This is a genomic window from Vibrio sp. TRT 21S02, assembly GCF_050113675.1.
GTDB lineage: Bacteria > Pseudomonadota > Gammaproteobacteria > Enterobacterales > Vibrionaceae > Vibrio.
Genome location: NZ_JBNJOI010000003.1, coordinates 424,719 through 446,186, shown reverse-complemented (window position 1 = coordinate 446,186; position 21,468 = coordinate 424,719). Strand labels below are relative to the sequence as shown.

The following is a 21,468-nucleotide window of genomic DNA, read 5'->3' as shown; positions in this document are numbered from 1 at the left end:
GAAGCTTCACCAGCTCCAGAACAAGAAGACGATCCGAAAAAAGCAGCCGTTGCTGCCGCTATTGCACGTGCTAAAGCACGCAAAGCGAAGCAAGAAAGCAAACCGATTGCTGAGCCGGAAGCTTCACCAGCTCCAGAACAAGAAGACGATCCGAAAAAAGCAGCCGTTGCTGCCGCTATTGCACGTGCTAAAGCGCGCAAAGCCGCAAAAGACCAACCATCAAAACCAAGCCAACAACCTGAGGAGGAAGAGTAATGGCCTTCTTCATTGCCAGCTCACCACACGCGCACAGTCGCAAAAGTACTCCTGATCTGATGAAATGGGTCGCCTTATGTGCGTTACCTGGTTTAGCAACACAGACGTATTTCTTTGGTTGGGGTACCATTATTCAGCTGATCATGGCCATTGTTATTGCATTGGTTTTAGAAGCAGGCGTGATGCTCGCTCGCAAGCGTCCCCCTATGTCAGCACTCAGGGACAATAGTGCCCTAGTCACCGCTTGGCTACTTGCGGTTGCGATACCACCACTCTCTCCTTGGTGGCTCATTACAATTGGTTTGGTGTTTGCTATTTTAATTGCCAAACATCTATACGGCGGGATCGGGCAAAATCCATTCAACCCAGCGATGGTTGCTTATGTGGTCCTACTGATCTCTTTCCCTGTTCAAATGACTAGTTGGATTTCTCCAGCTGAACTACAAACGACTCATATCTCTATGGGAGATGCTTTCTCGTTAGTATTCAGTGGATTGAATAATGAAGGGCTATCCTTACAACAAATCAGGACTGGCATTGATGGGGTGACCATGGCAACCCCTCTGGATGCATTTAAAACATCACTACACTCAGGCCATACAACAGCTGAAGCCCTAAGCCAACCTCAATTTTCTTCCTTAGCTGGTATCGGTTGGGAGTGGGTAAACCTCGCGTACTTGATCGGCGGATTACTGCTGCTGAAAATGCGAGTTATCAGTTGGCATATTCCCGTGAGCTTCCTTATGAGCTTATTGGTCATCAGTAGCCTATTTATGCTGTTCGCCCCTGATTCAACAGCGTCACCATTACTCCACTTGTTATCTGGCGCAACAATGCTCGGTGCATTTTTTATCGCGACAGATCCCGTTTCTGCATCAACAACCGTCAAAGGACGCCTGATTTACGGTGCCTTTATTGGGATCATGGTATTCATCATTCGTAGTTGGGGTGGTTTCCCCGATGGCGTAGCTTTTGCCGTATTACTCGCTAATATGTGTGTTCCGCTGATCGATTACTACACTAAACCACGAACTTACGGGCATTAAGGAGCAATATGTTAAACGCTATTCGTAAAAACGGCGTCACACTTGCCATTTTTGCCTGCGCTTCGACAGGCCTTGTGGCATTGACGCAATATCTCACTCAAGATCAAATTAAACTGCAAGAACAGAAACAATTGCTTTCCGTGCTAAATCAAGTTATTCCCCACGATTTACACGATAACGAACTTTATCGTTCATGCACTTTGGTCAGTGACCCCGCTCTGGGCACAACAACGCCGATGCCAGCCTATTTCGCCACGTTAAATGGTAAGCCAAGCGCACTGGCTATCGAAGCCATCGCCCCAGATGGCTATAACGGCGCAATTAAACTTATCGTTGGTATCAAGCAAGATGGCACCATTACTGGCACTCGAATTCTGTCTCACCAAGAAACACCGGGACTAGGTGATAAAATTGATTTACGTATTACCGATTGGGTCTTGGGTTTTAGTGGCAAACAGGTGACAGAGCAAAATATCAACACTTGGAAAGTGCGCAAAGACGGTGGCCAGTTTGACCAATTTACAGGCGCCACAATTACCCCTCGTGCGGTCGTCAAAGCGGTCAAAAATACCGTAAACTACGTCAACCAAAATCGCGAACAGCTACTTAAGCAACCAATGGATTGTGGAGACAATCATGGCTGAGCATAAAACTCTGATTAAAAATGGCATGTGGGACAACAACCCCGCACTTGTCCAACTGCTAGGCCTGTGCCCTTTGCTTGCGGTCTCATCTACAGTGACCAATGCTCTAGGGCTCGGCATTGCAACCTTACTGGTTCTGGTTGGATCTAATGTAACCGTTTCACTGGTACGAAATTTTGTCCCTAAAGAAGTGCGTATTCCTGTGTTTGTGATGATCATTGCTGCATTGGTTACTTGCGTACAGCTGCTCATGAATGCTTACGCTTATGGCCTGTACTTATCACTGGGCATTTTCATCCCCCTTATTGTTACCAACTGTATCATTATTGGCCGTGCGGAAGCCTTTGCGTCTAAAAATGATGTATTGCCCGCCGCGCAAGATGGTTTCTGGATGGGCATGGGAATGACCAGCGTACTCGTTTTATTAGGAGCCATGCGTGAAATCATTGGCAATGGGACACTATTTGATGGTGCAGATCTTCTGCTCGGAGATTGGGCAAAAGTGCTTCGTATTGAAGTCTTTCATTTCGACAGTAGCTTCTTACTTGCATTACTACCGCCAGGCGCATTTATTGGCGTTGGCTTACTGATCGCCCTCAAAAACGTTATCGATAAGCAAATGGAGTCTCGCCAACCAAAACAAGAAAAAGCGACGATAGAGCGCGTGCGAGTCACCAACCAATAAGAATACACAGGAAGCAGCCTACCAATGAACAAAACAAAACGCATCGAGATCTTGCAACGACTGAGGGATGACAATCCCAACCCACAAACCGAGCTTAACTGGAGCTCTCCATTTGAGCTCTTGATTGCAGTGCTGCTTTCTGCGCAAGCGACCGATGTCAGTGTGAACAAAGCCACAGATAAACTTTACCCTGTAGCTAACACACCACAAGCCTTATTCGATCTGGGTGTCGACGGTGTTAAAGAGTACATCAAGACCATTGGCTTATTTAACTCTAAAGCAGAGAACGTTATCAAAACGTGCCGTATTTTGTTAGACAAACACAATGGTGAAGTACCAGAAAACCGTGAAGCACTCGAAGCGCTACCTGGTGTCGGCCGAAAAACAGCCAATGTTGTCCTTAACACCGCATTTGGTTGGCCCACGATTGCGGTTGATACTCACATATTTCGTGTCTCCAACCGAACTAAGTTCGCAATGGGGAAAAATGTGGATGAAGTCGAAGAAAAGCTACTAAAAGTGGTCCCTAAAGAGTTTAAATTAGACGTTCATCATTGGTTAATTCTTCACGGTCGCTATACCTGTGTCGCCAGAAAGCCACGTTGCGGCAGCTGTATTATTGAAGATCTTTGTGAGTTCAAAGAAAAAGTCTATCCAGAGAGCTAGGAGCAAGCTATGTCAAATGGTCGTATTCTTCACACAATGCTACGTGTCGGTGACTTAGATAAGTCTATCGAGTTTTACACCCAAGTTATGGGTATGCAGCTTCTGCGTACCAACGAAAATACGGAATACAAGTATACCCTTGCATTTCTTGGCTACGGTGATGAATCTCAAGGAGCAGTGATTGAGCTGACTTACAACTGGGGAACCAGTGAGTATGATTTAGGCTCAGCATTTGGCCACATTGCGATTGGGGTCGATGATATTTACACCACTTGTGACACCATTAAAGCAGCTGGAGGCAACATTACACGTGAGCCAGGCCCCGTCAAAGGCGGAACAACCCACATCGCATTCGTAAAAGACCCTGATGGCTATATGATTGAGCTTATCCAAAATAAGCAAGCCAGTGCTGGACTAGAAGGCTAACCCTGTTTCAAATAAGCAATACATATCAAATAGATACAAAATATTCATAAGGTAGCACTTCGCTGCCTTATTTTTTAACTTTACATGATAATTGTTATCATTTAATCTTTCGATACCTCGTGTGTTGGAGATAATAAAATGGGCATCGCAGATTGGGAGAAGCATACTCTACTTGCTGACATAGCAATGAAGGAAGACGATCAGTTGAGAAGTATTCTTCATTATCAGCAAGCATTGACGCTCAGTGAGCAAATTGGTGATTCAGAAGACATTGATGTCGAAGATCGCTTAATGATTTCGGTGATTTCATGCCATAACCTCGCTTCTTTCTGGCGTACTGTTGGCGATACCACCTACGAACTTAAATATCTACAACTGGCATCCGAGAAAGTGTTAACGCTCGTACCACAGTGCCCAAATACAGATTGCAATGCGTTTATTGATTCGATGGGGTGCTGCAAAAAAGCGCTGATTGAATTTATGAAGCGTCACCCAAATCCTGAAATTGCGAAGCAAGTGCAAGATATTGATACCGCAACTAACTGCAATCTAATCGCCAAATTCCGCCTAAATTAAAAAAGCCAGCTGATGCTGGCTTTTTTGTTCATTAGACTTGTGTCCGACCCAGAGATATTACCACACGTCGATTTCGGTCTTTACCGATTGGAGAAGCATTGTCATCGATTGGTCGGCGTTTACCGTAACCTTGAACCTGAATCCTATCTTCCGGCAACCCCAGAGACTTAAAGTAGTTTCTTAACACTTCAGCACGGCGCTCAGATAGGTTTTGACTGGCACTTTTACTGTCCTCTGCATCGGTATAGGTCGAAACCAACACCAGATCAATATCTTGGTTATAGCGAATGTACTCTGCGATCTGAGCTAAGCGCTTTTGTGACGCTTTGTTAAGATCAACACTCGTACGGTCGTAATGAAGAATAGTGAACGATATATCTTCAAAACTGTAAGGTAATAAATTAGCAATACAGCTACTAAAAACATTGTATTGCTGCTGGAAAAGTACTGAAGACAGTGCAACTTCCACTCGTTGATCGCGGCTTTGCCACTCTTGATAACTAAACGTTGGATAACGCCCCTTTTCGAGTTCATCCAATAAACTCCAAGCGGTTTGCCCACCGACGTAACCGTCAAACTGCTTGAAAAAACGTAAATTGGTAATGCGCTCAGCACCATCGCCAGGGCGCCATACTGGCGGCATAGAAACCAAATTCACGTCACGGGTTTCCCCCATCGGACGCTTCATTTTCAATTCGAAATCGAGGTTAATTTTTTTGCTCGCATGAGACGAAAAAACCGCATCGCCAAAATTAGGGATCGGGTGCACTAAACGGCATTCAAGCGGCGTATTGGACACCATTTGCCAAGTCGACTGCTGCGGTTTAGCTACATAGCGCTTTTCTATTGCGTTAGAGGCGTATGACGCAATAGAACAGGAAAACAGAAGACTGATTGCTAACAGCTTTTTCATAGTGACGTTATCTCAATAGGTACAGCTTGAGGAGGCAACACATTGCCATCCGTATTTATTCTCACTAAATAATGCAAAAAGCTCGCCACACTGCGTGTCATGTTCACCGCTTTTTATTCAGCTCGCTGGTTTTTCTTACAACAAGAATCTGCAATAATGCCAGCTTCATCACACAATTGTAGAACGACATGACTGTAGAAAACGAAGCATTGACGTTAAAAAAACGTTTTCGTGGCTATTTCCCGGTGGTTATCGACGTAGAAACCGCTGGATTTAATGCAAAAACTGACGCACTTCTAGAAATATGTGCCATCACTTTAAAAATGGATGAAAATGGTGATTTGCATCCAGCCACCACTATGCATTTTCATGTCGAGCCATTTGAAGGCGCAAACCTTGAAAAAGAAGCGCTTGAATTTAATGGCATCCGCGACCCTTTCAGCCCATTACGGGGCGCAGTTAGCGAAGCCGAAGCACTAAAAGAAATCTTTAAACAGATCCGCAAAGAGCAAAAATCGGTCGATTGCAGCCGTGCCATTATCGTGGCGCACAACGCCACCTTCGATCATAGTTTTGTTACAGCTGCGACTGAGCGCTGTAAATTAAAACGAGTCCCTTTCCATCCCTTCGCTACGTTTGATACCGCAACGCTTGCTGGTCTAGCCTATGGCCAAACCGTATTAGCCAAAGCTTGTAAAACTGCCGGGATGGATTTTGACAACAAAGAAGCCCACTCTGCACTCTATGACACACAAAAAACAGCAGAGCTATTCTGCGGCATCGTTAACAAATGGAAAGCTCTCGGTGGCTGGCCATTGATTGATGCTGAAGAAAAATAACAAACACAACAATACGAGTTAAATATGAATCCTGTAGTTATTTCAGTATGTATCATGCTGATCCTCGCCTTGATGCGGGTGAATGTCGTTGTCGCTCTGACATTCAGTGCCATCGTTGGAGGCGTGGTTTCCGGTATGGATCTCAAAGAAGCGGTTTCGGCATTTGAAAGTGGTTTAGGTGGCGGTGCGACCATTGCGCTAAGCTACGCCATGCTTGGTACTTTTGCGGTGGCGATTTCGAAATCTGGCATTACTGACATCTTAGCCCGCAGCGTAATCAAGCGTTTAAACGGTAAAGAAGATGGTGCCGCCACAACCGGACTAAAATATGGCGTTTTGGTGGCTCTAATTGCCGTTACTATGTCATCACAAAACGTTATTCCGGTTCATATCGCCTTCATCCCCATCTTAATTCCACCTTTACTGAGCGTTTTTGCCCGACTAAAACTTGATCGCCGTATGGTCGCCTGTGTTCTGACTTTTGGCTTGATCACCCCTTACATGATTCTGCCAATTGGTTTTGGTGGGATCTTCCTTAACAATATCTTGCTAAAAAACCTGCACGACAACGGTTTAGACAATGTGGTGGCGAGCCAAGTACCAACAGCCATGTTGCTGCCTGCCGCTGGGATGATTTTTGGCCTCTTGACCGCTATCTTCTTCAGCTATAGAAAACCACGTGAGTACCCTGAAACCGAACTCACTCATGTGGAAGAGTCACCTCAGACCGTGTGTAAAAAGAACATTATGGTTGCCGTTGCCGGTATTATCGCAGCACTCGCTGTACAGCTCTTTACCGGCTCAATGATCATCGGTGCATTGGCTGGCTTTATGGTATTTACCTTTGGTGGCGTGATCGCGTGGAAAGAAACCCATGATGTATTTACTAAAGGCGTTCACATGATGGCAATGATTGGCTTTATCATGATCTCTGCAGCTGGTTTCGCTGCTGTCATGAAAGCCACTGGAGGCGTTGAAACCTTAGTGCAATCACTATCCACCAGCATTGGCGATAACAAACCGCTGGCTGCTCTATTAATGCTGGTTGTTGGTCTTTTAGTCACCATGGGCATTGGTTCATCATTCTCAACCATCCCAATTATCGCGACAATTTATGTGCCTCTGGCTGCTGCATTTGGTTTTTCACCCATGGCAACCATCGCTTTGGTGGGTACCGCAGCGGCATTGGGTGATGCAGGTTCACCGGCATCTGACTCTACATTAGGCCCAACATCTGGCCTAAATGCCGATGGTCAACATGAACACATATGGGAAACAGTGGTTCCAACCTTTGTTCACTACAACATTCCTTTAATTGTCTTCGGCTGGATTGCAGCGATGGTGCTCTAAAGCCAAAAGAAACAAAAGATAGCTATAAAAAACGAGCCCCTGAACTGGGGCTCGTTTTGTTTGATTAGTGCGGTGAGATATTTGATAGGCTTTGGATATGTACCGTGATCTCTTCACGGTCATGGTAAAGATGCTTTGCTTGCAGCTTAAACTTCACCCCGTTTTCTTTTAGGAAGATCTTAAGGTTTTCAATATCTTCCAGAACTTCATCATAACGGCCTTTCATCGGCAATTTCAGGTTGAAGATGGTTTCTTTTGCCCAACCACGGATGATCCACTCACCCATTAACTGAGCAACACGAGACGGCTTCTCTATCATATCGCAGACCAGCCATGTAACGTTCTTACGTGCTGGCTCAAACTTAAACCCATCTTCTTGGTGGTGTTTAACTTGCCCTGTCTCCATCAGGCTATCCGCCATCATGCCATTGTCCACAGAGTGGACAAACATTGAACGCTTCACCAATTGGTAAGTCCAGCCCCCCGGGCAAGCACCTAAATCCACGCCCCACATACCAGACGCTAAACGTTCATCCCACTCTTCACGCGGAATAAATACATGAAACGCTTCTTCTAACTTTAATGTCGAGCGGCTTGGCGCATCGGTTGGGAACTTAAGACGGGGGATCCCCATAAAGAACTGAGAGTTGTTACCCGATACCGAGTAGCCAATAAAGCAGTGACCAGGAGCCACAAAACAGATATGCAGAACCGGCTTTTTTGGATTCTCTTTATTGAGCAAAATCCCCTTGCCACGCAGCGCCTGACGCATAGGCACGGTAAACTTGCGACAAAACTTCAATAACTCTTTTGCTTCATTCGTGTCCGGGGTTTCAATCCGGATGTCACCACAGCGAGGGAAAGCTTCAATGTCACTCAATTCCTGCAGAATTGGGGAAATACGATCTTCACGTGGCAACTCTTCGAACTCAACGGCTACTGCAAACATTTGACGTGCAAAAATCAATGATTGGAAGTCCAGTTTTTTAACCAGCTTTTCTGCATCACCCGCTTGGTAACATTCAAACAGCACATAACCAGAATTCTTTTTAAGGCGTGGGAAACCATAAACTTCCAGTTCGGCGGCGCGATCTTGGATCTCTCCCGCACACTCTTTTTCAAAGCCCGAACGGCAATAAAGCATTACTTGTTTCACTTGCTAACCTCTTTTATCTGCAGTGCTGCGAATACGAACATCCCCCACCCTAACATAAACGTTACTCCACCAAATGGTGTGATTGGCCCAAACCACTTTATTCCAGTCAGAGTCAATGCGTAGAGGCTGCCACTAAAACAAAAGATGCCGATGATAAAGCAAATTGATGCGATGAAAAAATATTTTTGCGCTTTTACGGAAATTGGAAGACTAAGCAACACCCCACACAATAAAATCGCCAATGCGTGAATCAATTGATATTGCACTCCAGTTTGAAAGACATCCAATAGATATGCAGAAACCTGCTGCTTTAAACCGTGGGCCGCAAATGCACCCAGCGCAACAGCAACACCCATCAAGATTCCACCAAAAGCCAGTAAGTACTTATGCTTCATGATAAGCCTCTTTAATAAATTGACTCAGTTGTGCGATTGTTTGTTCGATATTTTCGGCCTCGGTATAACCTGAACGTTTCCGAGGTTTAAAACTATGATCCCCATCTGGCAGAAAATGAACCTGAATCTTTGGGGAAAGCTCAAAATCGACAAACTCTTCTTTTTTACCAAAGGTGTCACGCTCACCCTGCAAGATCAAACAAGGTTTTTCCAACGTTGCAAGGTGTTCGGCTTTGTACTTCTCCGGTTTTCCCGGTGGGTGAAATGGGAACCCTAAACAGGCGACCGCAGCGACATTCTCCTCCTGTGCTAATAAGCTTGCCATTCTTCCACCCATCGATTTTCCACCAATAACCACTGGTTTGGCCGCATATTTCGCGATGACGTCCTGAAAAGCCTCGAGCAGTTTTGGGGCGCGATCCGGTGGACGCTTCTTGCCGTCCTCAGCTCGTTTAACCATATAAGGAAAATTAAACCGAATAACTTGAATGCCAGTATTAACTAACCCCATTGCCACTTGCTCCATAAACGCATGCTCCATGCCGGCGCCAGCCCCATGAGCAAAAATAAATAGTGGATGCTCACTGTCACCTTGAACAATCACATCACTCATCTAATAGATCCTCTTGCTCACTTTGTGCCTTCGCTAACATCCAATCTCGGAACGTTGCAATCCGTCCCATGTCTGCCTGCTTTTCATGACACACAACGTAAAAGGCATTTTTTGAAACAAGCAGCTCATCAAACGGAGCGATGAGACGCCCGGCTTCTAGCTCTGGCTGTGCCAGCACGTTATTCCCGAGCGCAACCCCTTGTCCATGAGCTGCCGCTTGAAGCACCATGGTTGAGTGACTGAAGATAGGACCATGGTTAACGTTAACGCCATCAAGACCATGCTGCTTAGAAAATTGTTTCCAATCCTTTCTAGATGTGTCATGAAGTAACGTATGCTGTTTCAAATCGGTTAGTGATTCTAATGGTTTAGGCCCAAGCAATAGTGACGGTGAGCACAGTGGAATTAAATATTCTTGATAGAGTTTATCTGCACGTAAACCCGGCCAATTTCCACGGCCGTAATAGATCGCGACATCGACATCATCAGTCAGTGAACCTTCATCCATATCCACCGCTTTGATACGAACATCAATATCCGGCTCTTGTTGGTTGAAGTCAGATAACCTAGGAACCAACCACTGGATAGCAAAGCTCGGTGGCAGACTAATGGTTAAAGCCCCTTTCTCACTGCGTTCCAGCACTTTATCCGTCGCTTCAGAAAGCGAGGTAAAGATGTCTTTTATATCAAGAAAGTAACTTTGCCCCTCTTCCGTAAGCAATAAAGAACGGTTGCGACGACGAAAAAGTTTCAGCCCTAAAAACTCCTCTAGAGCTTTAATTTGGTGGCTGACAGCGGCTTGAGTAACAAAGAGTTCTTCAGCGGCGCGGGTAAAACTTAAGTGACGTGCAGCCGCTTCAAAAACTTTTAACGAGTTTAGGGGAGGCAATCTTCTGGACATGCTAGCTCTCAACGTTAAAGATTAGTTTTTTTAATCTGAAACATTATAAATTGTCCGTTGCCTCTCGACCAGAGAAATTCTATATTTCATCCCGCAACGCAAGCCTGAACGGCTTGATTCTTATTTAGAATCAATTGGCTTTGTTGTTGCGATGTTGTGTTTGCAAACTCGAATTTCGAGTTAGGTAGGTTTCTACCACCGTTCTGTTTCACACCGAAATAGAACATATACTTCCTGTATTTATTTTGACCTGTCTGTCAAATTTTTAGCACCGCCTCTTTGGCGGTGTTTTTTTATGCCGATTCAGTGCTACCCCACCTTTCAGATACAAAAAAAACGCAAACCGCTTTCACGATTTGCGCTTCTATACTCTTATGAGCAAAGATAATTAAGGGCGATATACCTTAACGTTATTAAAACCTTGCTCTTGCAAATACAATGCTTGTAGGCGGCTCATCACACCTCGGTCACAGTACAACAAGTACGTTTTAGACTGGTCTAAATCACCAAACTGGGTACCGAGCTTGTAAAATGGAAGGTGCTTTACTTCCACGCCATCAATTTCTAATGGATTGTCGTCTTCTTCTTCAGGGCTGCGAATATCCAAAACAATTGCATGCTCTTCAACCGCTTTCACTTGCTCGACTTCTGGCGCAGCTTGCTCAGACTCTTTCGCAATGTCACGAATGTCCATTTGGCGAGCATCTCGAACCACTTGTTCTAGAATATCGAAGTCAAACTTCTCTTCTTCCGCTTCGAGTTTCGCCTTCACGGCTTTCACTGTTGGCTTCTTCGAAATCACACCACAATACTCAGGCATTGTTTTCGCGAAGTCTTCAGTGCCAATTTGGCGAGCTAAGTTAATAATGTCTTCTTTGTCCCAGTTGATTAGAGGACGAAGGATAAGTGAGTCAGTTACACCATCAATATGACGTAAGTTGGTCAACGTCTGACTAGAAACCTGACCTAACGCTTCACCCGTCACCAAAGCCTGAATACCAAACTTCTCAGCAATCATGCCTGCGGCACGCATGAACATGCGTTTTAAGACAACACCCATCTGACCGTCATCGACTTTCTCTAAGATCTCAGCCACAACAGGTTCAAAGTCAACCGAGATAAAGCGAACTTTCGCGGAAGAACCATACTTGTTCCATAGGTAGTGAGAGACTTGCTTTACACCAATCTCATGCGCTGGACCACCAAGGTTAAAGAAGCAGTAATGAACCTTTGAGCCACGTTTGATGTGTAAGTAGCTTGATACGCCAGAGTCAAAACCACCGGAGATCAGGCTCAATACGTCTTCTTGAGTTCCAAGAGGGAAACCACCTAATCCTTTATGGCGAGCAATGATTTGGTTTAACTTCTCACCCGCCACTTCAATCTTCACGGTGACATCTGGGTTTTGCAGTTTAACTTTGGCACTCTCTACCGCTTGGTTAAGGCCACCACCGACATAACGCTCTAGTTCAATGGAGGTGAAATCATGTTTACCACGACGTTTTGCACGCACCACAAACGTTTTGTTTTCAATGTTTGGACGATTCAGTTCCAGTACTTGCTCGTAGATGTCGTGCAAATCTTTGAATTCAGATTGCTGAACTTCCAGTACATGATGAATACCCGGAGTATGAGTAAGTACTTGAAGTACTTCATTGAAATACTGATCACTTTCAGAAGTGACTTCAATGTGGTCTCGACGGTTAAATACCGCTACCGACTCAGTGCGACTCTGAATGATGTTGCGAATGTTGCATTCTAGGATCTTCGTGAAGCGCTTACGCACAGATTCACTTTTAACAAAAATTTCTGGATGGGGCTTTACGATAAATTTCATACTTCACTTCACTAGTTAGCAGCTTTCGCGGTTTAGTTCGCAATCTACGGTAGTGATGACAAGATCATCACTCTCTAAGGGCGCAAGATTATACATGATGAAATGACCATAAAAAAGACGAGCTTTTCAGCTCGCCTCTTGTTTGGCTTATTGCGGTGTGGATGGCACTTCATCACTATACAAAGGCTCACCCTGCATAATACTGATTTCCACTCGTCGGTTTCTTGAGCGTTGAGCTTCCGTATCATTTGGCCCTAGAGGAGCCGTATCTGCCATACCGCGAACTCGCAGACGTTGATGAGAAAAGCCGCGTACTTTTTCCATTTCTTGAGCAACCGATACTGCACGCTGCGCAGATAAATCCCAGTTGGAACGATACAACTCGGAATCGACTCGTTGGTTATCAGTGTGGCCAGAGATCCGCACAATGCCCGGAACATCTTTGACTAGCTCTGCAATTTGGCGAACTAGAGGACGGAATTTCGGTTGCAAGAATGCCGAACCTTCTGGGAACGCTCCCTTCTCTCGAATCCGAATCACAATTTGTTGGCCAAGGTTTTCAACTTCAATCGCCCCTTGTTCGATTTCACGTTCCAGCGCTTTTTTGATGGCTTCCATAACGGTTTCCATCTCTTCAGACATCGCCTCAGATTGTTGCTGAGTTTGATCCGATTCGGAATTCTGATTGTTCTTGGTCGATGTTTCGGGTGATTGTCCCCCCGTCATCTTACCTTGATCGCGCTGAGTTCCACCTGCTCTATCCGATTCCCCTTCATGGAATTCAAGCGTCTGCTGCGTAATGTCTATGGTTTGCTGCATGATGACATCAATGGGCGTTGGCTCTGGCCGACCAGGCCTAAATTCTTGCGCAATAATGCTGGTCCCTTTAGGGATATCTTTCACTTCTAAACGGTTTTGTACACCAAAGGCAAACTTCATTGAACCTGCAATCTGTTTGAACTTCAGCACGTCCATTTCTGAAAACGAAAGCAGAAGTACGAAGAAGCACATCAGCAGTGACATCAGGTCCGCAAATGTTCCCATCCATAATGGAAGGCCGGGTGGCGGACATTTGCATTCGTTATCATCATCCATTGTGCTTCCTTACTCGTTATCTACATCAAGCGCACGTTTACCTTCATTGAGGTAATTCTTCAGATAACTATCAATAACACGAGGGTTTTGACCATCTTGAATCGCGAGCACCCCATCCATGATCAAACGACGGTTAAGTTTTTCTTGCTCACGACGAAGTGAAAGTTTGTCTGCGATTGGGAAGAAAACCATGTTGGAAAGAATCGCACCATAGAGCGTTGTAAGAAGTGCAACTGCCATCGCAGGACCAATTGCCTTGGGGTCATCCATGTTTGATAGCATAGCAACCAGACCCACCAGCGTACCTATCATCCCCATGGCTGGTGCTACGTCGCCAAACGCACGAAATACACCAGCACCTTGCTCGTGACGCTCATCAGTTAACGCGATATCTTTTTGTAATGCTGCGCGGACGACATCGGCATCATGACCATCCACTAATAAGTCGATGCCTTTTTGCATGAAGCTGTTAGTGATTTCCATCTCTTCTAGAGCTAAGAAACCGCCTTTACGTGCCGCATCAGCCATTTCAACCACTTTCGCGATCAAATCCTCTGGCTCATCGGCTTTAAACATGAATGCTTTACCAGCGATTTTCGTGGCACCAAAGAATTGCCCCATGGTAAATTTCATTAACACAACGAAAGTTGAGCCGCCCACAACGATCAAAATCGACGTCACGTCGATGAACATCATGATGCTTCCGCCTAAAATCATTGCCATGATCACGAAAGCAAAGCCGCCAATGAGTCCTATCAGCGTTGCTAAATCCACAAAGCACTCCTCATGCTATCTTTAAAGCTTCTACCAAATTATATCGGCAACATGCTCAGATCTTTAATGTTTTATTGGTATCACACTCACACAAATTAGGCTTAGCCTGCTTATTTGTCATACTAGACTATAAATACGCCGCTGTTGATGACCTTTTTCCTTTTGTGGGCATGCATGTGTAAAATCTATTTTTCTGACAATTTTACTCGGTTAAATTTGACCATCATTACCTGCTAAGGTAACTTTCGTGCATCTTTCAAAACGTAGATAAGTTATGGCGAGCAAAAAACCTGAAAATATGACTTTTGAAGCCACAATTGACGAGTTGGACACACTGGTTGATCAGCTTGAAAATGGTGACCTGTCTTTAGACGACGCTTTGAAAAAATTCGAACGTGGTATTGCTCTAGCCCGAGCTGGTCAAACCAAACTGAGTGATGCCGAGCAGCGTGTCAGTATCTTGTTGCAAGATAACGATGATGCTCCATTGAGTGAATTTGATTCTCAGTCTGAATAACCGTACCAAAGAAGATCGCTTTATGCTTGAGGCTCTACCCTCTTACCAACAAAGAAATAATCAGCAGCTAGAAAACTGGCTGACTCAACTTCCACATCAGAACCAAGCCTTAATTGAGGCAATGCGTTATGGCCTTTTATTGGGAGGCAAACGCGCACGTCCTTTCTTAGTCTATATTACTGGCGAGATGCTCGGTATTGAACTTTCAGATCTCGATACGCCAGCGTCTGCTGTCGAATGTATTCATGCCTATTCGCTGATCCATGATGACTTACCTGCAATGGACGATGATGCGCTGCGCAGAGGTCAGCCGACATGCCACATAAAATTTGACGAGGCAACGGCGATTCTGACAGGCGACGCGCTGCAAACATTGGCATTTACCATTTTGGCCGAAGGCCAACTTGCGCCACAAGCTGAAACCAACCGAATTCGTATGGTGCAGGTCTTAGCTGAGGCATCTGGCGCACAAGGTATGTGTATGGGTCAAGCATTGGATTTAGCGGCAGAAAATAAAGCGATATCGATAGCTGAGTTAGAAGAGATCCACAGAAACAAAACAGGTGCATTAATTAAATGTGCCATTCGCCTTGGCGCATTGGCCGCTGGCGAAAAAGGCAAAGCCATATTGCCGCAACTGGATCAATTTGCGGATGCAATTGGTCTGGCGTTTCAGGTTCAAGACGACATTTTAGATATCATTAGTGACACCGAAACCTTAGGCAAGCCCCAAGGTTCCGATCAAGAATTGAATAAAAGCACCTACCCAGCTTTACTTGGCTTGGAAGGCGCAGTAAACAAAGCTCATACTCTGTTGCAAGAGGCACTTCAAGCGTTAGAAGCAATCCCATACAATACAGAGTTACTCGAAGAGTTCGCCCGATACGTCATCGAGCGCAAGAACTAAACTAAAAGCGCGCAACTATATGACTCTTAATATTTCAAAGTATCCAACACTGGCACTGGCAAATACACCTGATGAGCTACGCAGCTTACCCAAAGAGACGCTGCCGGAGCTGTGTGAGGAACTACGCACATATTTATTAAATTCAGTTAGCCAGTCTAGTGGTCACCTAGCATCTGGTTTGGGCACGGTTGAGCTGACGGTAGCACTTCACTATGTCTACAACACCCCTTTTGATCAGTTAATTTGGGATGTGGGCCACCAAGCATACCCACATAAGATCTTAACTGGCCGTCGCGAACAAATGCCAACCATTCGCCAAAAAAATGGGCTGCACCCTTTCCCGTGGAGAGAAGAAAGTGAATACGACACTTTGTCTGTCGGTCACTCATCCACTTCAATTAGTGCGGCTTTAGGAATGGCAATCAGTGCAGACAAAGAAGGCCAAAATCGTAAAGTAGTAAGTGTTATTGGCGATGGTGCCATCACTGCTGGTATGGCTTTTGAAGCAATGAACCACGCAGGTGATATTCATCCTGACATGCTGGTGGTTCTAAATGACAACGAAATGTCGATTTCAGAAAATGTTGGCGCGCTCAATAACCACTTAGCACAAGTATTGTCAGGCAGTTTGTACACTTCCATTCGTGAAGGTGGAAAAAAGGTCCTTTCTGGTATCCCACCAATTAAAGAGCTAGTGCGTCGTACTGAAGAGCATTTAAAAGGAATGGTAGTTCCAGGCACTCTTTTCGAAGAGCTTGGTTTTAACTACATTGGCCCAGTGGATGGTCATGATGTCATTGAACTGGTCAAAACACTCCGCAATATGCGTGAGTTAAAAGGCCCTCAGTTCTTACACATTATGACCAAAAAAGGTAAAGGCTACGCACCTGCCGAGAAAGATCCAATCGGTTATCACGGTGTACCTAAATTTGATCCTAGCCATAACTCACTACCTAAGAGTAACGGTGGCAAGCCATCTTTCTCGAAGATTTTTGGTGATTTCCTCTGTGATATGGCGGCCCAAGATCCCAAGCTTATGGCCATAACGCCTGCAATGCGTGAAGGCTCTGGCATGGTTCGATTCTCGAAAGAGTACCCGAATCAGTACTTCGATGTGGCGATTGCAGAGCAGCACGCTGTAACATTAGCAACAGGTATGGCTATTGCGGGTGATAGCCCAATTGTTGCCATCTATTCAACCTTCCTACAGCGTGGCTACGATCAGTTGATTCATGACGTTGCTATCATGGACTTGCCTGTAATGTTTGCGATTGATCGAGCGGGTTTAGTCGGCGCCGATGGTCAAACCCACCAAGGGGCTTTCGACCTTAGCTTTATGCGCTGTATTCCTAATATGGTGATCATGGCGCCAAGTGATGAAAATGAGTGTCGTCAGATGCTTTATACTGGTCATAAGCATACCGGACCTTCTGCTGTTCGTTACCCTCGCGGTACAGGTCGGGGCATTGAGATCGAAAAAGAATTTACCGCACTCGAAATCGGTAAAGGTCGCCTCGTTCGTCAAGGTGAGAAAGTCGCAATTCTTAGTTTCGGCACGTTCTTAGACAACGCACTTAAAGCGGCAGAAGCGTTGAATGCAACAGTTGCAGATATGCGTTTTGTCAAACCACTTGATGAAGCATTAATTAAGCAGTTGGCCAATGAGCATGATGTCCTCATCACTCTTGAAGAAAATGCCATCGCTGGCGGCGCTGGTGCTGGCGTGATTGAGTTCATGATGAAAGAAAAGCTATTGAAACCAGTTTTGAACCTTGGTTTACCCGATAAGTTCATCGCTCAAGGTACTCAAGAAGAACTTCATGAAGAACTAGGATTGGATGCTAAGGGAATTGAACAATCAATTCGCAACTACCTTGAAAAATGATCATTTATCATTGTAAAAAAGCCCTCTGATGAGGGCTTTTTTATTGCGGTAAAATCCAGTTAAACTCAGAACACAGTTTTTTCCAAGTATCATCAACTCCCGCTTTAATCACCACTGTTTGCTGACTAAACGGATGAGTAAACACCAACTTCGATGCATGCAACAACAAGCGATGAGAGTCATAAACCTCTCGAAATAGCTTATTGTGTTTTCCATCACCATGCGTCGTGTCACCAACGATTGGATGACGTAAGTGCGCCATATGACGTCTCAGCTGATGCTTTCGTCCTGTCAGAGGCTTTAACTCCATCAAACAATATCGTGTTGTTGGAAACTTTCCTGTCGAATAGGGGATTTCTACCTGAGCAAGAGGACAATAATCAGTAATCGCATCTTGGGCCTCTTTCTCCTGACTTGCATGTTTATCCGCTATCTTATCTAACTCAATTTTTAGCGGGTAATCTAAGCGTCCTTCTTCAACAATCCATCCGCGTACAATCGCATGATAGGTCTTTTCCATTTCATGATTCGCAAACATCGGCATCACTTGTGATGCGACTTCACTCGAAAGCGCAAACATCAACACTCCGGAAGTTGGTCTATCTAAACGGTGTAGTGGAAAAACATGCTGACCAATCTGATCACGCAACGTCTGCATCACAAATTGGGTTTCATGCTTATCTAACCAACTTCGGTGAACTAACATTCCTGCTGGCTTATTGACGGCGACAAAATATTCATCTTGATAGACAATTTCTAACATCAAGCACATGCCTCTTCAATTTGTCGAATAATTACAATCAATGACTCTAGGTGTGTTTCATCTTTCCAGCTTTCTTCAAAATAAGGCGACATTCTAAAACCAGCAGGGAGTTTTTCTCGGTGAAGCAATATCGACTCCATCTTGGGAATAAATACCCACTGCAGCCACTCATGAGGTGCTAATACATCAATAGCAAAAGGTTCGGTGCTTTCAAGCGCATCTTTGGCAGGGGAAGCCTCCTGCCAAAGCTCTAACCGCATCATAGTGACTTGCAGTTGCTTGAGTAACATTAATATTTGTTCTTCTTTCTTCATTATCTTCTTCAAGACCTTGAAAATCAGCAATAGAGTACCATTTATAAGGGAAAGAAAGTTAGGACAATTCTTCCATGGAAACGATTCATACTCTTACTCAGCTATTGATCAATAGTCACTGCCAGTACCAGATTTTCGATCTAGGACGACGCATCAGTCCTATCGATAACCATGTCTTTGAAAAGGTTGAGCAAGGCCAACAACCCTACCCTTATCCAATGCAGCGTAAAGCGCATCTAGCCATTGCATACTGGAATGAACATAACCAACCGTGGATATGGTTTCTTAAATTTGAACTGGATGAAAGAGGGTTGTTAAAGCAGTCCGATGTGGGTAATTTCATCAAATTTGTTGTTGAAGCGATGGGAAGTCGCTTACAAGATAATATGTCCGAAGAGCAACAGCAAAAACTCGCAAATAACCCATATACGTTTAAACCTGCCGAAGACAAGATGGCAGTATTTCATAGTCAGGTACGCGCTCTCTTAACTCTACCCTGCAGCCAATACTACGAACATGCACAGCACTACTTTTCTGGTGGTTTAGGGTGGGAGAAGTGGCAAACAGTCGGATTGCAAGGTGTCACCGACATGTGTGCACGCCTAGGACAAGAGCAAAATGGTGTAAACCTTCGTAAAGCACTGCCTCATTTACCAGCTGAGCCTCTCTATGCATTACTTGGGGCTTTAGAACATACTCCGCTACCGGAAAAGCTCGCCATACGCCTCGCTGAGATGGCGCAGCAACAAATATCCAGCTCAGACCCTGATCTTTTTTTGCTTGGAGCATTAGCCCGCGCTTTATCGGGTGCTGATAAGAGCCTAGCTCAGCCAATTCTAGAGCAGGTACTCACCTCCCCTCGGTTAAGCCATCAAGAAGTGTTGATAGGTATCGCAGGAAGAAGTTGGCATTTACTGGCAGACAGCACCCTTGCTGAGACATTCTTGTTACGCTTAGCACAAACAGGAAATCAGCCATTATTTAATCAGCTATTTGCCGACTTAGTGATGTTGCCTCAGTTACGGTTAGTATTGCTACCCTTGCTACATAGCAGCCCATCACCAGAGCTTTCCCAAGCTCTAATTAAACTCCAGCAAGCAACTAAGGGGTAAACAATGATGACTGATTTATTTGCTATATTAGCGCTATCAATGGTTTGTTTTTTGTTTTGGCAGCAACGGCGTCAGGCTGAAATTGCGAAAAACATTGTAAACCGTAAATGTGAACAGCTTGAACTGCAAATGATCAGTATCGCTCTTAAAGCCCATAAAATAAAAACGCTAGACGGCATCTGGCGTTGGCATACTGTGTATCAATTTGAGTTTTCTTCGCTTGGAGACGATTGCTACGTCGGAGAACTCACTATGTATGGCTTTCAAGCTGGCAATTTTCATCTGCCTCCACATCGGATGTGAAAACAAACTCCAAAAAAGGCCCGAACGTGTCTTCATGCTCACCAACCAAAACAAAGCCCAGTTTATTAAGGATTGAGAGCGACGCGGTGTGATGAGTATTTGCAGTCGCTTTGACTGTTTCTAAGTTCAGTTCCCAACATGCTCTTGAAAAGAAAGCTTTGACAGCCTCAGTACCAAGCCCCTTTCCCCAATAGGTTTTGTCAAAGAGATAACCAAGCTCTGGCGCACTGTCTATCTCTGATATAAACACATGCCCCATATATTCACGAGTTTGAATATCTAGCACTGCCATCGCGTAAATACTTGGGTCATTAAGAATACGCTGAAACAGTTGTTTTGCGCTGGCAACGGTATGAGGTCCATTCATTTCCGCACGATTTTTCGCGCAGCAGTTAAGCATCAAAAAATCTGATTGTAGTGACTCACTATAAGGCACTAAAAGCGTTCTTCGAGTTACAATCGTCATCACCATACCCTTGGTTTTGTAAATCAAATCGACTGACTAAGTGAAGGTCGAAACGTTAAACCAACTCACTATTGTATATATTGATCTGAGTATGAGTTTATTTATGTAATTGTAATTATTCTCATACCCCAGAAAGTCTTGGGTAAAGAAAAGCCCCAACATAGAAGTATGGGGCTAGTAGCTTATCGCATGGCATCCTGCTAGTTTTACTCCATATATTCCTTACTACATTACAGTAATCTGTATATGTCTACGCCATCCCAAGCGGTGTCCCTCCCCCTCTAGCACCAACACCTTTTGCTGTCTAGAGCACTACTTATTCCTTCAAAATAGTGGCGAAGTATTGTCCTTTACTTCTTCCTAATAAAAATCAACACGGTTTCCTGCCGTGGCTACACTATCCTTTGCCTGTCCTTCCATGTCAGCTTCCAACCAACAGGTTCTACTGTACCAATATTGCTTTTCCCAACAATATCCTTCCACTTATATCAATAGAGAAAACCATAACCAAAGAACAAAAAACACCAAAAGATCAATAAGTTAGGATGAATTAAATATAAAAACTCTTTCGTTTAAAAGACTCTTCTCACATTCAAGTAAGCGATCTCTCACAAAGCATCAGGCTATTGGGCTACTCGTGTTTTAATAACATTGTGCAAAGCAACTCAATAAGCAAGCATATCTTCTCAATAGAAAGGTTATAATATGGTTGTATCACCGATTTGACACAGGAATAGAGGATGTTAACTAAAGATGTAACCGAAGAATTGCATGGGATAATGCAGCAACTACAAAATCAGGGAAAAGAACCAACTGTAGCTTTGGTCAAAGCAAGATTAAGTAGTAATGTGCCTATTCCAGCCCTTATTACGACTATCAAAACATGGAAAAATGCTAATCGAGTACCTAAAGTCGAAATTGCTGCAACTGAATCAAATGAAAACAACAGAATCGAAGAACTTGAAAAGAAAGTCGCGGATCTGACATCGAGGTTGATTGCATTAGAAAAGAAACTGGATAAATAAGCTAT

Annotated in this window: 25 protein-coding genes and 1 pseudogene; 15 read left to right on the top strand and 11 right to left on the bottom strand. The window is 44.5% G+C overall.

The window, feature by feature from the left end:
• From ACQEXU_RS06100 to ACQEXU_RS06070, 7 genes and pseudogenes are all read left to right on the top strand, one after another.
• Positions 1–255 (top strand): annotated as a pseudogene (locus ACQEXU_RS06100) (electron transport complex subunit RsxC); the annotation flags it as partial.
• Entirely contained in the window at positions 255–1,301 is a 1,047-nt protein-coding gene (gene rsxD / locus ACQEXU_RS06095) for an electron transport complex subunit RsxD (protein ID WP_427010073.1), read from the top strand. The pseudogene ACQEXU_RS06100 and the gene rsxD, both read left to right, overlap by 1 nt.
• 8 nt (positions 1,302–1,309) lie before the next feature.
• Positions 1,310–1,945: an electron transport complex subunit RsxG gene (gene rsxG, locus ACQEXU_RS06090; RefSeq protein ID WP_427010072.1), complete on the top strand. Its 636-nt coding sequence runs from the start codon at positions 1,310–1,312 to the stop codon at positions 1,943–1,945.
• Complete coding sequence (locus ACQEXU_RS06085) at positions 1,938–2,630, top strand: electron transport complex subunit E (RefSeq protein WP_427010071.1); 693 nt, start codon at positions 1,938–1,940, stop codon at positions 2,628–2,630. Before rsxG ends, ACQEXU_RS06085 begins: the two co-directional genes overlap by 8 nt.
• A 24-nt stretch (positions 2,631–2,654) precedes the next feature.
• Positions 2,655–3,296 carry an endonuclease III gene (nth, locus tag ACQEXU_RS06080; RefSeq protein WP_367987024.1) on the top strand — a complete coding sequence of 214 codons (642 nt, stop codon included), beginning with the start codon at positions 2,655–2,657 and terminating at the stop codon, positions 3,294–3,296.
• Between the two features lie 9 nt (positions 3,297–3,305).
• Positions 3,306–3,722 carry a lactoylglutathione lyase gene (gloA, locus tag ACQEXU_RS06075; protein ID WP_427010070.1) on the top strand — a complete coding sequence of 139 codons (417 nt, stop codon included), beginning with the start codon at positions 3,306–3,308 and terminating at the stop codon, positions 3,720–3,722.
• A 138-nt stretch (positions 3,723–3,860) separates the two neighbouring features.
• On the top strand, positions 3,861–4,298 hold the full coding sequence (locus tag ACQEXU_RS06070; RefSeq protein ID WP_427010069.1) for a DUF2753 domain-containing protein: 438 nt from the start codon (positions 3,861–3,863) through the stop codon (positions 4,296–4,298).
• 31 nt (positions 4,299–4,329) lie between these two features.
• On the opposite strand, the gene motY is transcribed toward ACQEXU_RS06070, so the two are convergent.
• Positions 4,330–5,211 (bottom strand): flagellar protein MotY, encoded by an 882-nt coding sequence (motY, locus tag ACQEXU_RS06065; RefSeq protein ID WP_367987027.1) that lies wholly within the window; start codon positions 5,209–5,211, stop codon positions 4,330–4,332.
• A gap of 188 nt (positions 5,212–5,399) precedes the next feature.
• Here motY and rnt point away from each other — a divergent pair, with 188 nt between their 5' ends.
• Positions 5,400–6,050, top strand: coding sequence for a ribonuclease T (gene rnt / locus ACQEXU_RS06060; RefSeq protein WP_367987028.1), 651 nt, complete (start codon positions 5,400–5,402; stop codon positions 6,048–6,050).
• 24 nt (positions 6,051–6,074) lie between these two features.
• Entirely contained in the window at positions 6,075–7,400 is a 1,326-nt protein-coding gene (locus tag ACQEXU_RS06055) for a Na+/H+ antiporter family protein (protein WP_427010068.1), read from the top strand.
• A 64-nt stretch (positions 7,401–7,464) separates the two neighbouring features.
• Here the strand turns inward: ACQEXU_RS06055 and rlmM are convergent, their stop codons facing one another.
• The 7 genes from rlmM to pomA all read right to left on the bottom strand — a co-directional run bounded on the left by rlmM (position 7,465) and on the right by pomA (position 14,171).
• A complete protein-coding gene (rlmM, locus tag ACQEXU_RS06050) occupies positions 7,465–8,556 on the bottom strand; it encodes a 23S rRNA (cytidine(2498)-2'-O)-methyltransferase RlmM (protein ID WP_427010067.1) in 1,092 nt (363 codons plus the stop codon).
• Entirely contained in the window at positions 8,553–8,951 is a 399-nt protein-coding gene (locus ACQEXU_RS06045; RefSeq protein ID WP_427010066.1) for a DUF423 domain-containing protein, read from the bottom strand. Before ACQEXU_RS06045 ends, rlmM begins: the two co-directional genes overlap by 4 nt.
• On the bottom strand, positions 8,941–9,564 hold the full coding sequence (locus ACQEXU_RS06040) for an alpha/beta family hydrolase (RefSeq protein ID WP_427010065.1): 624 nt from the start codon (positions 9,562–9,564) through the stop codon (positions 8,941–8,943). The genes ACQEXU_RS06045 and ACQEXU_RS06040 overlap by 11 nt, the downstream gene beginning before the upstream one ends.
• Positions 9,557–10,465 (bottom strand): transcriptional regulator GcvA, encoded by a 909-nt coding sequence (locus tag ACQEXU_RS06035; RefSeq protein WP_367987033.1) that lies wholly within the window; start codon positions 10,463–10,465, stop codon positions 9,557–9,559. Before ACQEXU_RS06035 ends, ACQEXU_RS06040 begins: the two co-directional genes overlap by 8 nt.
• 388 nt (positions 10,466–10,853) lie before the next feature.
• Positions 10,854–12,302 (bottom strand): tRNA uracil 4-sulfurtransferase ThiI, encoded by a 1,449-nt coding sequence (thiI, locus tag ACQEXU_RS06030; protein ID WP_427010064.1) that lies wholly within the window; start codon positions 12,300–12,302, stop codon positions 10,854–10,856.
• A 147-nt stretch (positions 12,303–12,449) separates the two neighbouring features.
• The gene (locus ACQEXU_RS06025; RefSeq protein WP_367987035.1) at positions 12,450–13,397 is read right to left on the bottom strand and encodes a flagellar motor protein MotB; all 948 of its coding nucleotides are present in this window, start codon (positions 13,395–13,397) and stop codon (positions 12,450–12,452) included.
• 9 nt (positions 13,398–13,406) lie between these two features.
• Positions 13,407–14,171 (bottom strand): flagellar motor protein PomA, encoded by a 765-nt coding sequence (pomA, locus tag ACQEXU_RS06020; RefSeq protein WP_367987036.1) that lies wholly within the window; start codon positions 14,169–14,171, stop codon positions 13,407–13,409.
• Positions 14,172–14,445: 274 nt separating this feature from the next.
• Here pomA and xseB point away from each other — a divergent pair, with 274 nt between their 5' ends.
• From xseB to dxs, 3 genes are read left to right on the top strand one after another with little or no spacing between them, the layout of a single operon-like run.
• Entirely contained in the window at positions 14,446–14,688 is a 243-nt protein-coding gene (gene xseB, locus ACQEXU_RS06015; RefSeq protein ID WP_367987037.1) for an exodeoxyribonuclease VII small subunit, read from the top strand.
• Positions 14,689–14,710: 22 nt separating this feature from the next.
• Positions 14,711–15,595 (top strand): (2E,6E)-farnesyl diphosphate synthase, encoded by an 885-nt coding sequence (gene ispA, locus ACQEXU_RS06010; RefSeq protein ID WP_427010080.1) that lies wholly within the window; start codon positions 14,711–14,713, stop codon positions 15,593–15,595.
• Between the two features lie 19 nt (positions 15,596–15,614).
• Positions 15,615–17,480: a 1-deoxy-D-xylulose-5-phosphate synthase gene (gene dxs, locus ACQEXU_RS06005; RefSeq protein ID WP_427010063.1), complete on the top strand. Its 1,866-nt coding sequence runs from the start codon at positions 15,615–15,617 to the stop codon at positions 17,478–17,480.
• Positions 17,481–17,520: 40 nt separating this feature from the next.
• On the opposite strand, the gene truC is transcribed toward dxs, so the two are convergent.
• Entirely contained in the window at positions 17,521–18,243 is a 723-nt protein-coding gene (gene truC / locus ACQEXU_RS06000) for a tRNA pseudouridine(65) synthase TruC (protein ID WP_427010079.1), read from the bottom strand.
• Positions 18,243–18,557, bottom strand: a complete 315-nt coding sequence (locus ACQEXU_RS05995; protein WP_427010062.1) for a YqcC family protein — start codon at positions 18,555–18,557, stop codon at positions 18,243–18,245. The genes truC and ACQEXU_RS05995 overlap by 1 nt, the downstream gene beginning before the upstream one ends.
• A gap of 74 nt (positions 18,558–18,631) precedes the next feature.
• Between ACQEXU_RS05995 and ACQEXU_RS05990 the strand changes: the two genes are divergently transcribed.
• Together ACQEXU_RS05990 and ACQEXU_RS05985 are read left to right on the top strand one after the other, a co-directional pair.
• Positions 18,632–19,669, top strand: coding sequence for a DUF3549 family protein (locus ACQEXU_RS05990; RefSeq protein ID WP_427010061.1), 1,038 nt, complete (start codon positions 18,632–18,634; stop codon positions 19,667–19,669).
• 3 nt (positions 19,670–19,672) lie between these two features.
• Entirely contained in the window at positions 19,673–19,972 is a 300-nt protein-coding gene (locus tag ACQEXU_RS05985) for a DUF3301 domain-containing protein (protein WP_427010060.1), read from the top strand.
• Here the strand turns inward: ACQEXU_RS05985 and ACQEXU_RS05980 are convergent.
• Entirely contained in the window at positions 19,920–20,438 is a 519-nt protein-coding gene (locus ACQEXU_RS05980; protein ID WP_427010059.1) for a GNAT family N-acetyltransferase, read from the bottom strand. The two genes, ACQEXU_RS05985 and ACQEXU_RS05980, sit on opposite strands and share 53 nt — an antisense overlap.
• Before the next feature lie 740 nt (positions 20,439–21,178).
• On the opposite strand from ACQEXU_RS05980, the gene ACQEXU_RS05975 reads away from it, so the two are divergent.
• Positions 21,179–21,463, top strand: a complete 285-nt coding sequence (locus ACQEXU_RS05975) for a hypothetical protein (protein WP_367987043.1) — start codon at positions 21,179–21,181, stop codon at positions 21,461–21,463.
• The last annotated feature ends 5 nt before the right edge of the window (positions 21,464–21,468 follow it).

Coding starts and splice junctions, on each gene's coding strand:
- rsxD (WP_427010073.1), top strand. CDS start 255: ATGGCCTTCTTCATTGCCAGCTCACCACACGCGCACAGTCGCAAAAGT.
- rsxG (WP_427010072.1), top strand. CDS start 1,310: ATGTTAAACGCTATTCGTAAAAACGGCGTCACACTTGCCATTTTTGCC.
- ACQEXU_RS06085 (WP_427010071.1), top strand. CDS start 1,938: ATGGCTGAGCATAAAACTCTGATTAAAAATGGCATGTGGGACAACAAC.
- nth (WP_367987024.1), top strand. CDS start 2,655: ATGAACAAAACAAAACGCATCGAGATCTTGCAACGACTGAGGGATGAC.
- gloA (WP_427010070.1), top strand. CDS start 3,306: ATGTCAAATGGTCGTATTCTTCACACAATGCTACGTGTCGGTGACTTA.
- ACQEXU_RS06070 (WP_427010069.1), top strand. CDS start 3,861: ATGGGCATCGCAGATTGGGAGAAGCATACTCTACTTGCTGACATAGCA.
- motY (WP_367987027.1), bottom strand. CDS start 5,211: ATGAAAAAGCTGTTAGCAATCAGTCTTCTGTTTTCCTGTTCTATTGCG.
- rnt (WP_367987028.1), top strand. CDS start 5,400: ATGACTGTAGAAAACGAAGCATTGACGTTAAAAAAACGTTTTCGTGGC.
- ACQEXU_RS06055 (WP_427010068.1), top strand. CDS start 6,075: ATGAATCCTGTAGTTATTTCAGTATGTATCATGCTGATCCTCGCCTTG.
- ACQEXU_RS06045 (WP_427010066.1), bottom strand. CDS start 8,951: ATGAAGCATAAGTACTTACTGGCTTTTGGTGGAATCTTGATGGGTGTT.
- ACQEXU_RS06040 (WP_427010065.1), bottom strand. CDS start 9,564: ATGAGTGATGTGATTGTTCAAGGTGACAGTGAGCATCCACTATTTATT.
- ACQEXU_RS06035 (WP_367987033.1), bottom strand. CDS start 10,465: ATGTCCAGAAGATTGCCTCCCCTAAACTCGTTAAAAGTTTTTGAAGCG.
- thiI (WP_427010064.1), bottom strand. CDS start 12,302: ATGAAATTTATCGTAAAGCCCCATCCAGAAATTTTTGTTAAAAGTGAA.
- ACQEXU_RS06025 (WP_367987035.1), bottom strand. CDS start 13,397: ATGGATGATGATAACGAATGCAAATGTCCGCCACCCGGCCTTCCATTA.
- xseB (WP_367987037.1), top strand. CDS start 14,446: ATGGCGAGCAAAAAACCTGAAAATATGACTTTTGAAGCCACAATTGAC.
- ispA (WP_427010080.1), top strand. CDS start 14,711: ATGCTTGAGGCTCTACCCTCTTACCAACAAAGAAATAATCAGCAGCTA.
- dxs (WP_427010063.1), top strand. CDS start 15,615: ATGACTCTTAATATTTCAAAGTATCCAACACTGGCACTGGCAAATACA.
- truC (WP_427010079.1), bottom strand. CDS start 18,243: ATGTTAGAAATTGTCTATCAAGATGAATATTTTGTCGCCGTCAATAAG.
- ACQEXU_RS05995 (WP_427010062.1), bottom strand. CDS start 18,557: ATGAAGAAAGAAGAACAAATATTAATGTTACTCAAGCAACTGCAAGTC.
- ACQEXU_RS05990 (WP_427010061.1), top strand. CDS start 18,632: ATGGAAACGATTCATACTCTTACTCAGCTATTGATCAATAGTCACTGC.
- ACQEXU_RS05985 (WP_427010060.1), top strand. CDS start 19,673: ATGATGACTGATTTATTTGCTATATTAGCGCTATCAATGGTTTGTTTT.
- ACQEXU_RS05980 (WP_427010059.1), bottom strand. CDS start 20,438: ATGACGATTGTAACTCGAAGAACGCTTTTAGTGCCTTATAGTGAGTCA.
- ACQEXU_RS05975 (WP_367987043.1), top strand. CDS start 21,179: ATGTTAACTAAAGATGTAACCGAAGAATTGCATGGGATAATGCAGCAA.